The 13921-nt window shown below is 73.6% G+C and carries 9 protein-coding genes; 2 read left to right on the forward strand and 7 right to left on the reverse strand.

Annotation, left to right across the window (positions count from 1 at the left end):
- Nucleotide 1: 1 nt before the first annotated feature.
- The 6 genes from CNX65_RS31635 to CNX65_RS31660 all read right to left on the reverse strand — a co-directional run bounded on the left by CNX65_RS31635 (nt 2) and on the right by CNX65_RS31660 (nt 6795).
- Entirely contained in the window at nt 2-1276 is a 1275-nt protein-coding gene (locus CNX65_RS31635) for a thymidine phosphorylase (protein ID WP_096497008.1), read from the reverse strand.
- Nucleotides 1273-1716 carry a cytidine deaminase gene (locus tag CNX65_RS31640; protein ID WP_096497009.1) on the reverse strand — a complete coding sequence of 148 codons (444 nt, stop codon included), beginning with the start codon at nt 1714-1716 and terminating at the stop codon, nt 1273-1275. The genes CNX65_RS31635 and CNX65_RS31640 overlap by 4 nt, the downstream gene beginning before the upstream one ends.
- Nucleotides 1709-2974, reverse strand: a complete 1266-nt coding sequence (locus tag CNX65_RS31645; RefSeq protein WP_373565549.1) for an ABC transporter permease — start codon at nt 2972-2974, stop codon at nt 1709-1711. Before CNX65_RS31645 ends, CNX65_RS31640 begins: the two co-directional genes overlap by 8 nt.
- A complete protein-coding gene (locus CNX65_RS31650) occupies nt 2971-4044 on the reverse strand; it encodes an ABC transporter permease (RefSeq protein WP_015805136.1) in 1074 nt (357 codons plus the stop codon). Before CNX65_RS31650 ends, CNX65_RS31645 begins: the two co-directional genes overlap by 4 nt.
- The gene (locus CNX65_RS31655) at nt 4044-5588 is read right to left on the reverse strand and encodes an ABC transporter ATP-binding protein (protein WP_096497011.1); all 1545 of its coding nucleotides are present in this window, start codon (nt 5586-5588) and stop codon (nt 4044-4046) included. Before CNX65_RS31655 ends, CNX65_RS31650 begins: the two co-directional genes overlap by 1 nt.
- 70 nt (nt 5589-5658) lie before the next feature.
- Nucleotides 5659-6795, reverse strand: coding sequence for a BMP family lipoprotein (locus tag CNX65_RS31660; RefSeq protein WP_177154680.1), 1137 nt, complete (start codon nt 6793-6795; stop codon nt 5659-5661).
- Nucleotides 6796-7348: 553 nt separating this feature from the next.
- On the opposite strand from CNX65_RS31660, the gene CNX65_RS31665 reads away from it, so the two are divergent.
- A complete protein-coding gene (locus CNX65_RS31665; protein WP_096497013.1) occupies nt 7349-7864 on the forward strand; it encodes a YbaB/EbfC family nucleoid-associated protein in 516 nt (171 codons plus the stop codon).
- A 65-nt stretch (nt 7865-7929) separates the two neighbouring features.
- Entirely contained in the window at nt 7930-9588 is a 1659-nt protein-coding gene (locus tag CNX65_RS31670; protein ID WP_218182346.1) for a hypothetical protein, read from the forward strand.
- Between the two features lie 25 nt (nt 9589-9613).
- Here CNX65_RS31670 and CNX65_RS31675 read toward each other — a convergent pair whose 3' ends face one another.
- Entirely contained in the window at nt 9614-13816 is a 4203-nt protein-coding gene (locus CNX65_RS31675) for a hypothetical protein (RefSeq protein WP_096497015.1), read from the reverse strand.
- Nucleotides 13817-13921 lie beyond the last annotated feature (105 nt).

Here is a 13921-nt window from a genome sequence, read left to right on the forward strand (position 1 = left end):
CTCAGCCGCGAATGGTGTCGATCACCAGCGCCGAGCGCTCGGTGACCTCCCCGTTCAGCTCCACGCCCGCGCGCAGCGTCTCGAACGCCGCGTCGAACGCCTCCGGCGTGTCCGTGTGCAGCTCCGCGATCGGCTGCCCGGCGCTCACGCTCGCACCCGGCTTCACCAGGCACCGCACCCCGGCCCCGGCCTGCACCGGGTCCTCCTTGCGGGCCCGGCCCGCGCCGAGCCGCCAGGCCGCGACGCCGACCGCGTACGCGTCCAGCCCGGTCAGCACGCCGTCCTCGGCGGCCTCCAGCACCCGCGTGTGCTTCGCGACCGGCAGCTCCGCCTCCGGATCGCCGCCCTGGGCCCTGATCATCCGGGCCCACGTCTCGTACGCCTCGCCGGACGCCAGCACGCGCGCCGGGTCCACGTCGATCCCCGCCAGCGCCAGCATCTCGCGGGCCAGGGCCACGGTCAGCTCCACCACGTCCTCGGGGCCGCCGCCGCGCAGCACGTCCACCGACTCGGCGACCTCGATCGCGTTGCCGACCGCCGCGCCCAGCGGCACCGACATGTCGGTGAGCAGCGCGGTGACCTTGCGGCCGTGGTCCACGCCGATGTCCACCAGCGCCCGCGCGAGGGCCCGCGCCCGCTCCTCGGTCTTCATGAACGCCCCGGAGCCGACCTTCACGTCCAGCACCAGCGCGTCCGCGCCCTCGGCGATCTTCTTCGACATGATCGAGCTGGCGATCAGCGGGATCGCCTCGACCGTGCCGGTGACGTCCCTGAGCGCGTACAGCTTGCGGTCCGCCGGGGCCAGGCCGGTGGTGGCCGCGCAGACCACGGCGCCGACCGAGCCCAGCTGGGCGGTGATCTCGTCCAGGGACAGCTGCGCCCGCCAGCCGGGGATGGACTCCAGCTTGTCCAGGGTGCCGCCGGTGTGCCCGAGGCCCCTGCCGGACAGCTGGGGCACCGCCGCGCCGCACGCGGCGACCAGCGGGGCCAGCGGGAGGGTGATCTTGTCGCCGACGCCGCCGGTGGAGTGCTTGTCCACCGTGGGGCGGTCGACCCGCAGGTCCAGCACGTCGCCGGACGCGATCATGGCCCTGGTCCAGCGGGCCGTCTCGGCGGCGTCCATGCCGTTGAGGAAGATCGCCATGGCGAGCGCGGACATCTGCTCGTCGGCGACCTCGCCCCTGGTGTAGGCGTCGACGACCCAGTCGACCTGGCCGTCGGTGAGCCGGAGCCCGTCGCGCTTCGCCCTGATGACGTCGACAGCGGTGTGGCTCACGGCAGGTCCTCCGGTCCGAAGGCGTCCGGCAGCACGGCGCTCATCGGCAGCACGCCGGACGGGGTGTCCACCAGGCAGTCCGCACCGCCCAGCTCGTACAGCACCTGGCGGCAGCGACCGCAGGGCATCAGCAGCTGGCCGTCGCCGTCGCTGCAGGTCACCGCGACGAAGCGGCCACCGCCGGTCAGCCGCAGCTGCCCGGCCATCGCGCACTCGGCGCACAGGCCGAGCCCGTAGGAGGCGTTCTCGACGTTGCAGCCGACGACCACGCGGCCGTCGTCGCACAGGGCCGCCGAGCCGACCTTGAGCCCGGAGTACGGGCAGTAGGCCAGCTGGGCGGCCTGGAGGGCGGCGGCGCGGAGCGCGGTCCAGTCGACCTGGACCGCGTCCCCGCCCGCGCTCGTGCCCTCTTGGCTGCTTGTGCCGGAGGAATCACCCACGGCGGTAGACCTCACCATCGGCCGCGGGCATCCGCAACCGCTGGGACGCCACGGCCAGCACCACGAGGGTCACCAGGTGCGGCGCGTACGTGGTGAGCTGGCTGGGCACCTCCTCCACGCTGAAGTAGATCGCGTACAGCGCCACGGCCGCGACCGCGCCGCCGAGCGCCGCGATCCACCGCCGCTTCCACAGCTGCCAGATCACGACCGCGCCGACCAGCAGCACCGAGCCGTAGATCAGCGACATGAACGTGGCGCCGCCGCTGCGCAGCTGGAGGCCGTCGGCGTAGCCGAACAGGGCCGCGCCGCCGAGCAGGCCGCCGGGCCGCCAGTTGCCGAAGATCATCGCGGCGAGGCCGATGTAGCCGCGCCCGTTGGTCTGGCCCTCCAGGTAGCCGGGCTGGCCGGGGTTGAGCACCAGGGTCGCGCCCGCGATGCCCGCCAGCGCGCCGGAGATCAGCACGGCCGCGTACTTGTACAGGTACACGTTGACGCCGAGCGACTCGGAGGCCACCGGGTTCTCGCCGACCGACCGCAGCCGCAGGCCGAAGCGGGTCTTCCACAGGATCAGGTAGCTGGCCACCACGAGCGCGGCGGCGATCATCACCAGCGGGGAGACGCCGGTGAGCAGGCCGCGCAGGATGCCCGCGACGTCCGAGACGCCCACCCGCTGCTGCTGCTCCAGCTCGGCCAGCCAGTCGGTCAGGCCCGCCGCCGAGTAGGTGTCGAACTTCGGCACCGCCGGGGACTCGCGCGGGTTGTTGGACACCGGCTCGAACAGCAGCGTCGACAGGTACTTGGTGACGCCCGCGCCGAGCAGGTTGATCGCCACGCCGGACACGATGTGGTTCACGCCGAAGGTGACCGTGGCGATCGCGTGCAGCAGGCCGCCGAGGGCGCCGAACACGATCGCGGCGATCAGCGCGGGCCACGGGCCCCACTGGTAGCCCGCCCACGCCGCGCCCCAGGTGCCCAGGATCATCATGCCCTCGAGGCCGATGTTGACCACGCCCGCGCGCTCGGCCCACAGGCCGCCGAGGCCCGCGAGCAGGATCGGCAGCGCCAGGCCGACGGCGGTCTGGATGGTGCCCGCCGAGGTGAGCTGGGCGACGCCGGTCAGGTACGAGGTCGTGGCGAGCAGCGCGATCGCGCCGACCACGGCCAGCAGGCCGACCGCCCAACCGGGGAGCTTGCGCGCCTTGCGGGGCGGCGGGACGGTGCTGGGGGCCTCGGAGGGGTTCATCAACGAAGTGCTCACGACGACGCCTCCACGGTTCCCAGCTGCTGCCCGACCCGACGCTGCTGGGCCGCCACCTCGAACCGGCGGACCACCTCGTAGGCCACGACGACCGACAGCACGATCGAGCCCTGCATGATCGTCACGATCTCCCTCGGCACGCCCTGGTTGTCCAGCGCGAGGCCGGCCTTGTCCAGGAACGCCCACAGCAGCGCGCCGAGCGCGATGCCGCCGGGGTGGTTGCGGCCGAGCAGCGCGATGGCGATGCCGGTGAAGCCGATGCCCGCCGGGAAGTTCAGGTCGAAGGTGTGGTTGCGGCCCAGGATCTCCGGCATGGAGACCAGGCCCGCGATCGCGCCGGACATGAGCATGGCGATCAGCACCATGCGCTTGGCGTTCACGCCGCCCGCCGCGGCGGCGGTCGCCGACTGGCCGGAGGCGCGCAGCTCGAAGCCGAACCGGGTGCGGTTCATCATCACCCAGTAGCCGACGCCGAGCGCGATCGCCAGCACGACCAGGCCGTACACCGTGCCCGCGCCGCCGAGGTCGATGCCGGGGACCCAGCCGGTCTCCGGGATCTCCGGGGTGCGGATGTTGTTGCCGCGCAGCTCACCGAACATGTCGCGGCTGATCAGGTACGCGGACACGCCCATGGCGAGCCCGTTCATCATGATCGTGGAGATGACCTCGTTGACGCCCCGCGTCACCTTCAGGACCGCCGGGATGGCGGCCCAGGCGGCGCCCGCGACGGCGGCGGTCAGGATGATCACCAGGGTGTGCACGCCGGTCGGCAGCGCGATGGATCCGCCGACGACCGCGGCGACGACCGCCGCGACCCGGTACTGGCCCTCGACGCCGATGTTGAACAGGTTCATCTGGAACCCGACCGCCACGGCCAGCGCCGCGATGTAGTACGTGCTGGTGCTGTTGACGATGTCGACGGCGGTGGTGCCCTCGCCGACCTGCAGGACCATGGCCCCGAACGCCCGCAGCGGGTTGGCGCCCGAGATGAGCAGCGCGATCCCGCACAGCAGGGCGGAGAACAGGATCGCCAGTGCGGGCGGCAGCAGCTTGCCGCGCAAGATTCCCATTACTCGCCTTCCACTTCCGCGACCGCCGAGCTGGTCGCGCCCGCGCCGGTCATGGCGCTTCCGAGGTCCTCAGGGGTGACGGCGCTCGGGTCGGCGTCGGCGACGAGCCTGCCGCGCAGCATGACCTTGATCGTGTCCGAGAGGCCGATCAGCTCGTCCAGGTCCGCGGAGATGAGCAGCACGGCCAGGCCGTTGGCGCGGGCCTGCTTGATCTGGTCCCAGATCAGGGCCTGCGCGCCGACGTCGACGCCGCGCGTGGGGTGCGAGGCGATCAGCAGCACGGGGTCGCCGGACAGCTCGCGGCCGACGACCAGCTTCTGCTGGTTGCCGCCGGACAGCGCGACGGCCGCCACCTCGATGCCGGGGGTGCGCACGTCGAACTCGTCGACGATGCGCTGGGTGTCCTTCTTCGCGCCCGCGATGTCCAGCCACGGCCCGCGCGCGGCGGGCTTGCGGGTCTGGTGGCCGAGGATGCGGTTGGCCCAGAGGGGCTCCTCCAGGAGCAGGCCCTGCCGGTGCCGGTCCTCGGGCACGTAGCCGATGCCCGCCTCGCGGCGGGCGAGCGTGCCGAGCTTGGTGATGTCGCGCTCGCCCAGCCGGACGGAGCCGTGGTGGGCCTTGCGCATCCCCATGATGGTCTCGACCAGCTCGGTCTGACCGTTGCCCTCGACGCCCGCGATGCCGACGATCTCGCCCGCGTGCACGGTGAGGTCGATGTGGTCGAGCACCGGTCGGGCGCCCTCCTCCGCGACCAGGCCGAGGTCGTCCACGACCAGCACGGCGCGGTCGGTCACGGTGGACTCGCGGGTCTCCGGGCTGGGCAGCTCGGAGCCGACCATCATCTCGGCGAGCTGCCGGGAGCTGGTGGTCCTCGGGTCGGCGGTGCCGACGGTGGTGCCGCGCCGGATGACGGTGACCGAGTCGGCGATCGAGCGGACCTCGTCCAGCTTGTGCGAGATGAACAGGAAGGTGTAGCCCTGCTCGCGCATCCCCCGGAGGGTGTCGAACAGCTCGTTCACCTCCTGCGGCACGAGGACGGCGGTCGGCTCGTCGAGGATGATGACCTTGGCGCCCCGGTAGAGGACCTTGAGGATCTCGACCCGCTGCCGGTCCGCGACGCCCAGCCGCTCCACGAGGACGCCGGGGTCGACGGACAGGCCGGTCTGGCCCGCCAGTTCGAGGATGCGCTTGCGCGCCCTGGCGCCGATGCCGTGCAGCGCTTCCGCGCCGAGGACCACGTTCTCCTGCACGGTCAGGTTGTCGGCGAGCATGAAGTGCTGGTGCACCATGCCGATGCCGACCTTGATGGCCTCGGCGGGGCTGCGGAACCGCACCTGCTCGCCGTTGACCTCGATGGTGCCCTCGTCGGGCTGCTGCATCCCGTACAGGATCTTCATCAGGGTGGACTTGCCCGCGCCGTTCTCACCGCACAGCGCGTGCACCTCGCCCTGGGCGACGCTCAGGTGGACGTCGCTGTTCGCCACGACGCCGGGGAAGCGCTTGGTGATCCCCGACAGGACGACAGCAGGGGTCGGTTTGCTCATGGAGGCTCCCTCAACCACGCGCCAGGCCCCGCGAAGATCGATTCGCGGGGCCCGGCGCGGTCGGTTCGGATCAGCTGGTGGGCTGGTCCGAGACGGTGATCTTGCCCTCGATGATCTGGGCCTTGTAGCCCTCGAGGACCGCCTGGAGGTCGGCGTCGATCTTGCCGCCCGAGGTGGAGTAGCCGACGCCGTCCGACTTGAGGTCGAAGACCTTCGGCAGGGAGGCCAGGTCGTTCTTGGCCGACGCCTTGATGAAGTCGTACACCGCCACGTCGACGCGCTTGATCATCGAGGAGACGATGACGTCCTTGCTCTCCGCGACGGTGGTCTGGTTGTACTGGTCGGAGTCGACGCCGATGGCCTTGACGTTCGCGGCCTTGGCGGCGGAGAAGACGCCCTTGCCCGAGGCGCCCGCGGCGTGGTAGAGCACGTCCGCGCCCGCGTCGATCTGGCCCTGCGCCGCGACCTGGCCCTTGGCCGGGTCCTGGAAGCCGGTGAAGTCGCCCGCCGGGGTCAGGTACTTCTTCTCGATCTTGACGTCCGGCGCGGCGGCCTTGGCGCCCTGGAGGTAACCGGCCTCGAACTTGCCGATCAGCGGGGTCTCGACGCCGCCGACGAAGCCGACGTGGCACTTGGCGCTCTGGTAGGCGGCGATGACGCCCGCCAGGAACGAGCCCTGCTCCTCGGCGAACACCAGCGGGGTCACGTTGGACGCGCCCTCGACGCTGCCGTCGACGATCGAGAACTTGACGTTCGGGAACTCCGGCGCGACCGTCTTGAGCGACTCCGCGTAGGCGAAGCCGACCGTGACGATGACGTTGAAGCCCTCGCTGGCCATCTGGCGCAGGCGGGTGACCTTGGCGTCCTCGGCCTCGTTCGGGGCCGCGGTCAGCTCCTTGACGTCCTTCAGGCCGAGGTCGGCCTTCGCCTTGTCCAGGCCCGCGGCGGCGGCGTCGTTGAACGACGCGTCACCGCGCCCGCCGATGTCGTACGCGAGGCCGACCTTGAGCGCGCTGCCGTCCACCTTCTCGGTGGTGGAGGCGCTCGTGGAAGACGTGGCGGCGGCGGCCGGGGGCTTCTCGGCGAACTTGCAGCCCTCACCGGCCGCGCTGGTGGACCCGCCACCCGTGGAACCGGTGTCCTTGGCGCACGCCGCCATGGACAGGACGCTGGTCAACGCGACAGCGGTGACCGCAAAGCCGCGCAGTTGACGACGCACTGCTCGTCTCCCTCCCTGCTCTGTCGAGCAGACAACTCCCGACTCGCAGCGGTCGGGCTCCGAGTGGTGGACCGTACCCCGTGGTAATGACGATCGCGCACGCGCAGGCCCGCCGTGACCTAATCGTTGGTGCCTCGACCCACTACCGCCACTCGACGTAACAATCTCGCCCCGTTCGGTGATCAACAACTACTCAGGGTGAGCTTTGAACCACGGTGGACGAACACCCGTAAAACACTCGGGAAGGCTGGGGCCAACGGCGGGGTCCCAGCCTTCCTTCGGTCAACGGTTGACAGAACACCCTGCTCCGGGCGTCCCGACGGGGTCTCGAGAACCGGTCGCGGCGGCCCCGGCGCCCGCCGCCGGAACCCCCGTCCGGGCGAGTTGCGCCGGGTGGGCCATCACCGCCCGCATCCGCTGGTCCGTCCGGGTGAGCCGACCCCTGGGTGGCGGTGGTTAGCCCGTTGGTGGCACGTTGGATCCGCGTTGGCGGGCTGGGGTTCAGTCCAGTCTGCACCGGTATCCCCCCAGGAGGTTGGCGTTGGACCCCCAGCAGTGGCTTGGCAACTTCGAGGCCAAGCTGGCCGATCTGCAGCAGAAGTCGGCTGACCTCCAGGAGAACTACGCGGCGGCGAGCGCGACCGTGACCAGCCGCGACGGCGCGGTGAAGGTGACCGTGGGCCCGAACGGGGGCCTGCAGAACCTGGAGCTCGGCCACCGCGCGACCGAGCTGGGCGCCGCCCGACTCACCGCGCTGATCATGGAGACCGCGCGGACCGCGCAGAAGCAGGCGGCCACGAAGGTCATGGAGGCCTTCGCGCCGCTCGGCGAGGGCACCGAGGCGATGCAGTTCGTCAGGGACTCCATCCCCGACGACGGCCCCGGCGCGGACGAGGACGAGCGGGACGACTACGCGGAGCCGGAGCCCGAGCCCCAGCGGCCCCAGGCCCCCCAGCAGCCGCCGGTCCCCCCGTACGCGCAGCAGCGCCCCGCTCCCGCGGCGCGACCGGCGGCGCGGCGGCCCGCCGAGGACGACGACGAGAACCAGCCGTGGTGAGCAGCGCAGCGACCGTGGTGACCGCAACAGCCGTGGTGAGCAGGAGGGCCTGAGCCGTGGAAGTCATGAACATCACCGAGGAGAACGAGCTCAAGGGCTCCCTCTTCATCTCGGCGTTCGACGAGCTGATCGACTCGGTGGGCAAGGAGGCCGAGACCGAGACCGAGCACGTCCTCGACATCACCTTCGCCGCCATCGGCGCGGCGTCGTCGCTGGCGATGCTGGCCGTCGACCCGTTCGGCACGATCCTGGGCGCGGGCATCGGCTGGCTCATCGAGCACCTGGTGTTCCTGCGCGAGCCCCTGGACATGCTCATGGGCGACCCCGACGACATCAACGCGAACGTCGAGGCGCACAAGGCGCAGGCGGCCGAGATGCGGGTCCTGGCGGAGGACCACCGCAAGGGCCTGACCAACGTCGACGGCTGGAGCGGCCAGTCCGCCGAGAGCTTCCAGAAGAACATGGAGCAGCTCGGCAGCGAGCTGGACTCGCTGGCCAACTCGGTCGAGACCAAGGCGAAGATCGTCGCGATCTGCGGGATGCTCGTGCAGGTCCTGCGCGACATCGTCCGCGACATGATCGCCCAGTTCCTGGGCTCGCTGCTGGCGGGCGCGATCGCCGCAGCCGCCGCCGCGTTCTTCACGTTCGGCGCGTCCATCGCGGGCTTCATCGGGTACGCGATCGGCAAGGCCGTCGCGCTGGGCGTCAACATCGCCTCGCGCCTGGCGAAGCTGACCGCCGCGCTGTCGCGCCAGATGAGCCGCATCAAGAACCTGGACGAGATCACCGACGGCATCGGCAAGAACTGGAAGCGGTTCGAGAACGTCGCCGACGTCGCCGAGGTCAGCTACGAGGCCTGGAAGGCGCAGAAGGGCGTCGACCGGCACATCGACAAGGCCCTCGAAGAGGACGCGGTCAAGGACAAGCAGACCGAAGAGGGCAAGAAGGTCACGGAGGCCAGCGACAAGGCCAAGGCCGCCAACGACAAGTACGCCGAGTACAAGGAGGCCGAGACCAAGGCCTCCGAGTCCGCGTCGAAGGCCAACGAGGAGCTGAACACCGCCTCGAAGAAGGCGGGCGACGCCAACACCAGGGTCCAGTCGGCGATCGACGAGGCCAACGCGGCCAGCGCGCGCGGCGACCAGGCCGGTTACGACGCCGCCATGGCCAAGTACGACAGCGCCAAGTCCGAGGCCGACTCGGCCCGCGCCGACGCCGCCCGCGCCGCCGACAAGGCGGCCGAGGAGGCCAGGAACGTCGCGGACGCGGCCGAGAAGAGCCAGAAGGCGCTCGACGACGCGAAGCCCGCGGACCAGGCCGCGAAGGACGCGTACAACGAGTACAAGAAGAACAACCCGAGCGGCGACGAGGCGCGGGACAAGGCCGAGACCGAGCTGACGTCCAAGAACGACGCCGCGAAGCAGGCCAACGCCGCCTACGAGAAGGCCAGCCTCGAGGCGGCCAGGGCGAACGCGGAGGCGGCCGAGGCCAACGCCAAGGCGTACGCCTCGGGCAGCGACGCGGACATCGCGGCGGCCGACCGGGCGAGCCAGGCGGCCGAGGCGGCGGGCAAGAAGGCCGAGACCGCGGCGAACGACGCCAAGTCGGCGGGCACGGCGGCGGAGCAGAGCTTCACCGAGTTCGAGAAGAAGTACCCGTCCGGCGGGGGCGGCGGTGAGGGCCAGGGGTCGCCGAAGGGCGGCAGCGCCCAGGTCACCACCTGATCCGGCCCGTGCGCACGGACAACCACTAGCAGCAGCGGAGACAGTCGTTCATGGCGAAGTTCGGCGGCGGAGCGGACCCCGGCAGTTCGAGCCCGAACCCCGGTGGTTCGAACCCGAACCCCTCGGGTGGCGGTGGCTCGACGCCGTCACCGGGGTCCTCGGGCGGTGGCCCGACCGGCAACTCGGGCTTCTCCATGAACGACTCCTCCATGCAGGGGTTGCAGTCCAAGGCGGGCGACCTCCAGTCGCGGCTGGCCGCCATCACCGGCGGGCTGCGCGGGTTGCAGCTCGGCGGGAACGCGCTGGGCCCGCTCGGCATCGTGGCGGTCCCGGCGCTGAACGCGTCGAACGTGAAGGCCGTCGAGCAGGCGAACAACGCCGCGACGACCATGGGCAAGGTCCAGGAGGGGATCAGGGCCACCCGCGAGACGCACTTCCAGAACGACCAGTTCGCGCGCGACCAGTTCACCAAGATCAACCCGGATTCGGGCGCGCAGAAGCCCGCGGGCGCGGCGGGCGGGCTCATCGGGGCGCCGTCCTCGCAGGGGCCGAAGACCAACCAGGCCACGAACGTGCCGGGCGCGTCGACGTCCGGGCAGATCGGGACGACCGGGCCGCAGGGTCCGAAGACCAGCCAGACCACCAACGTGCCCGGTGCGACGACGGGTGGGGCGCTGGGGACCAAGGGGCCCGGTGGGGCCCAGGTCAAGGCGCCGACGAACGTGCCGGGGGCCACCGGCAACGGGCCGATCGGGTCCAAGGGGGCCACCGGTGGGCCCGCGGTGGGGCCGGTGACCGCGCCCAAGGGCGCTACCGGTGGGGCCACGCCGAAGGCTGGAACCGTTGGGGGGCCCGCGGTGGGGCCCATCACGGCGCCCAAGGGCGCCACGGGTGGGGCCACGCCGAAGGCCGGGACCGTTGGCGGGCCCGCGGTGGGGCCGGTGACCGCGCCCAAGGGTGCGACTGGTGGGGCCACGCCGAAGGCGGGAACGGTTGGTGGGCCTGCGGTGGGGCCGATCACCTCGCCGAAGGGCGCTACCGGCGGGACCACCGTGCCCAAGGCCGGGACCGTCGGTGGGCCCGCGGTGGGGCCGATCACCTCGCCGAAGGGCGCTACCGGCGGGACCACCGTGCCCAAGGCCGGGACCGTTGGCGGGCCCGCGGTGGGGCCGATCACCTCGCCCAAGGGCGCTACCGGCGGGACCACCGTGCCCAAGGCCGGGACCGTCGGTGGGCCCGCAGTGGGGCCGGTTACCGCGCCCAAGGGTGCTACCGGCGGGGCCACCGTGCCCAAGGCGGGAACCGTTGGGGGACCCGCGGTGGGACCCATCACGTCGCCCAAGGGCGCTACCGGCGGGACCACTGTGCCCAAGGCCGGGACCGTCGGCGGGCCCGCGGTGGGGCCGGTTACCGCGCCCAAGGGCGCTACCGGCGGGACCACCGTGCCCAAGGCCGGAGCCGTCGGTGGGCCCGCGGTGGGGCCGGTTACCGCGCCCAAGGGCGCGACCGGCGGGACCACCGTGCCCAAGGCCGGAGCCGTCGGCGGACCTTCGGTCAGCCCGGTGACCTCGCCGAAGGGGTCGACCGGTGGTGTGGGCAGCGTGCCGAAGGCGGGCGCGGTCGGCGGGCCCTCGGTCGGCGGGTACACGCCGCCCACCGGTGGCGCGCAGGGGCCGTCCACCGGGGTGCGCGGCAGCACGAGCACGGGCGGCGCGGTCTCGACGCCGTCCTCCCCGACCGGGTCGACCGGTGGCCGGGGTGCGACTCCCGGCCTCGGCGGCGTTCCGCCGATCTCGCCCGCGGGATCGCCCGCGACGGCGGGTGGCGGCGACCGGGGCGGGTCCAAGTACGTCACGCCGAGCACGCCCAAGGGCGTGTTCGACGCGGGCAAGTCGCCGGTCGGCAGCAACGGCACCATCTCGTCCGCGCCCAAGGCGGGCACGGACGTGCCGACGGCCAAGCCCTCCGCGTCGCCCACCACGGGCGGCGGCGGGACGCCGAAGATCCCGACGCCGAGCGCGGGCTCGTTCGGCGGCGTCCCGACCGCCACGCCCACCGGCTCGTCGCCGACCGGGTCGACCCCCGGACCGGTCACCGGGTCGCCGTCGGTCACCTCGCCGACGTCGCAGACCGGGACGCCCACGACGGCCCGGCCCACCACGGGCGCGGGCGGGATGGGCACGCCCGCGGGCGGCATGGCGGGCGCGCCCGCCGCAGGCGCCGGTGGGGTGCCGGGCGCGGGTGGTGACCGGGGCGGGTCGAAGTACGTGACGCCGGGGACGCCGAAGGGCGTCTTCGACACCTCGAAGCCGCCGGTGGGCGGCGACGGGACGATCAAGAACGCGCCCGCGCCCAACTCGTCCACCCCCGCCGCCGCGCCGACCCCGACGCCGAAGGTGCCCACGGCGACGCCGAGCACCCCGCCGGTGACCGGCGGTTCGACGCCGCCCGGTTCGACGCCGCCCGGTTCGACGCCGGGTGCCGCTCCCGGTGGCGCGCCGAAGATCCCGACCGCGATGCCCAGCACCCCGCCGACGACCGGCGGTCCGGTGCCCAACGCGCAGGCGCCGAGCACCTCCGGTCCGACGCAGGGCGCGACGCCCCCGTCGTCCCAGACGGCGCAGCCCGGTGGCCGCCCCGGCGCCCCGTCCGCGCCGGGCACGACGCCCCCGATGGCGGGCGGCATGGCGCCCCCGCCCGCGGCGGGTGGCGCGGTCCCCCCGGCCGCGACGACGGGCGGCGGTTCGAAGTTCGGCGGTCCGAGCACGCCGAAGGGCGTGTTCGACGCGCCCAAGCCCCCGGTGGGCGACGGCACGGTGAAGTCGGCCCCGACGTCCGGCCCGTCCACGCCGGGCGCGGCCCCGACCCCGACCCCGAGGACCCCCACCGCCACCTCGCCGACCGGGCCCCCCGCGACCGGCGCACCCAGCACGACCACGCCCGGCCCGAACGCGCCGGCCGCTCCCGCGAACCGGGGCGGCCTCGGCCTGCCCCCGACCACGACGCCCCCGCCCGGCGCGAACGCGCCCGCCCCGAGCACCGGGGCCACCCCGCCCGGCGCGCAGGGCAACCGAGGCGGCCTGAACGTGCCGCCCCCGCTGGCGACCACGCCCCCGTCGACGTCTCCGACGATGTCCGCCCCCGGCTCCCCGACCACCCCGCCCCCGGCGGGCAGCGCGGGCAACCGAGGCGGTCTGGGCACCCCGCCGCCGCCGTCCGGCGCGGTGAACACGCCCACCCCGCAGCCCACGAACCAGCCCAGCGCGACCGCGCCGGGCGCGCAGTCCCCTGGCGCGCAGTCCCCTGGCGCGCAGTCCCCTGGCGCGCAGGGCAACCGGGGTGGTTTCACGCCTCCGGCCACCACCCCGAGCACGCCGCCCGCGCAGCCGAGCACGCCGTCCCCGGCCCCGGTGTCCTCGCAGCCGAGCACCCCGGCCCCGAGCACCTCGACCCCGAGCACGCCGCCCCCGGCAAGCTCCACTCCGGGCACGCCGTCCCCGGCAAGCCCGACGCCCGGCGCCTCCACGCCGAGCACCCAGTCGCCCAGCACGCCACCCCCGGCGAGCCAGTCGCCGAGCACGCCGCAGGCCACCCAGTCGCCGAGCACGCCGTCCCCGGCCAGCCCGACGCCCGGTGTCACCTCGCCGAGCGCCCCTGCGCCGAACGCGCAGAACACCCCGACGACGAACCAGCAGGGCACGCCGTCCCCGTCCGCGCAGGGCAACAGGGGCGGTCTGAACGTGCCGCCCGCAGCGGCGTCGACGCCCCCGCCGGTCGCCCCGAACACCCCGCAGGTCACGCCGCCGACGTCCACGACGCCCCCGGCCGCCCCTCCGGCTCCGCCCTCGGCCCCGAGCACGGCGGGCGCCTCCACCCCGGCGACGCCACCCCCGGCGAGCACGCCGAGCACGCCGAGCACGAGCGCCCCCACCACGAGCACCCCGACGCCGCCCCCGACGACCACCCCCGGGGCGACCACGCAGCCGCCCGGCGCCCAGTCGCCGAGCACGCAGCCCCCCAGCACCCAGTCGCCCAACACCCAGCAGTCGCCCAACACCCCGCCCGCGGCCACCCAGCCGAAGGCGGGCCCGGTCGGCGCGCCGCCGGTCGCGCCGCAGCAGGTCAGCGCGCCGCCCGCGCAGCCCCAGAGCACCCCGACCCCGGCTCCGCAGCACCCGTCTGCCCAGAGCCAGCCCACGCCGCCCCCGGCGACCCAGCCCACGAACACGCCGCCCCCGGCTACTCAGACCCCGGCAGCGCAGACCCCGGCCGCCCAGCCCTCGGCGACCCCGCCCCCGGCTGCGCAGACCCCGAGCACTCCGGCACCGGCTGC

Source organism: Actinosynnema pretiosum, from assembly GCF_002354875.1.
GTDB classification, from domain to species: domain Bacteria; phylum Actinomycetota; class Actinomycetes; order Mycobacteriales; family Pseudonocardiaceae; genus Actinosynnema; species Actinosynnema auranticum.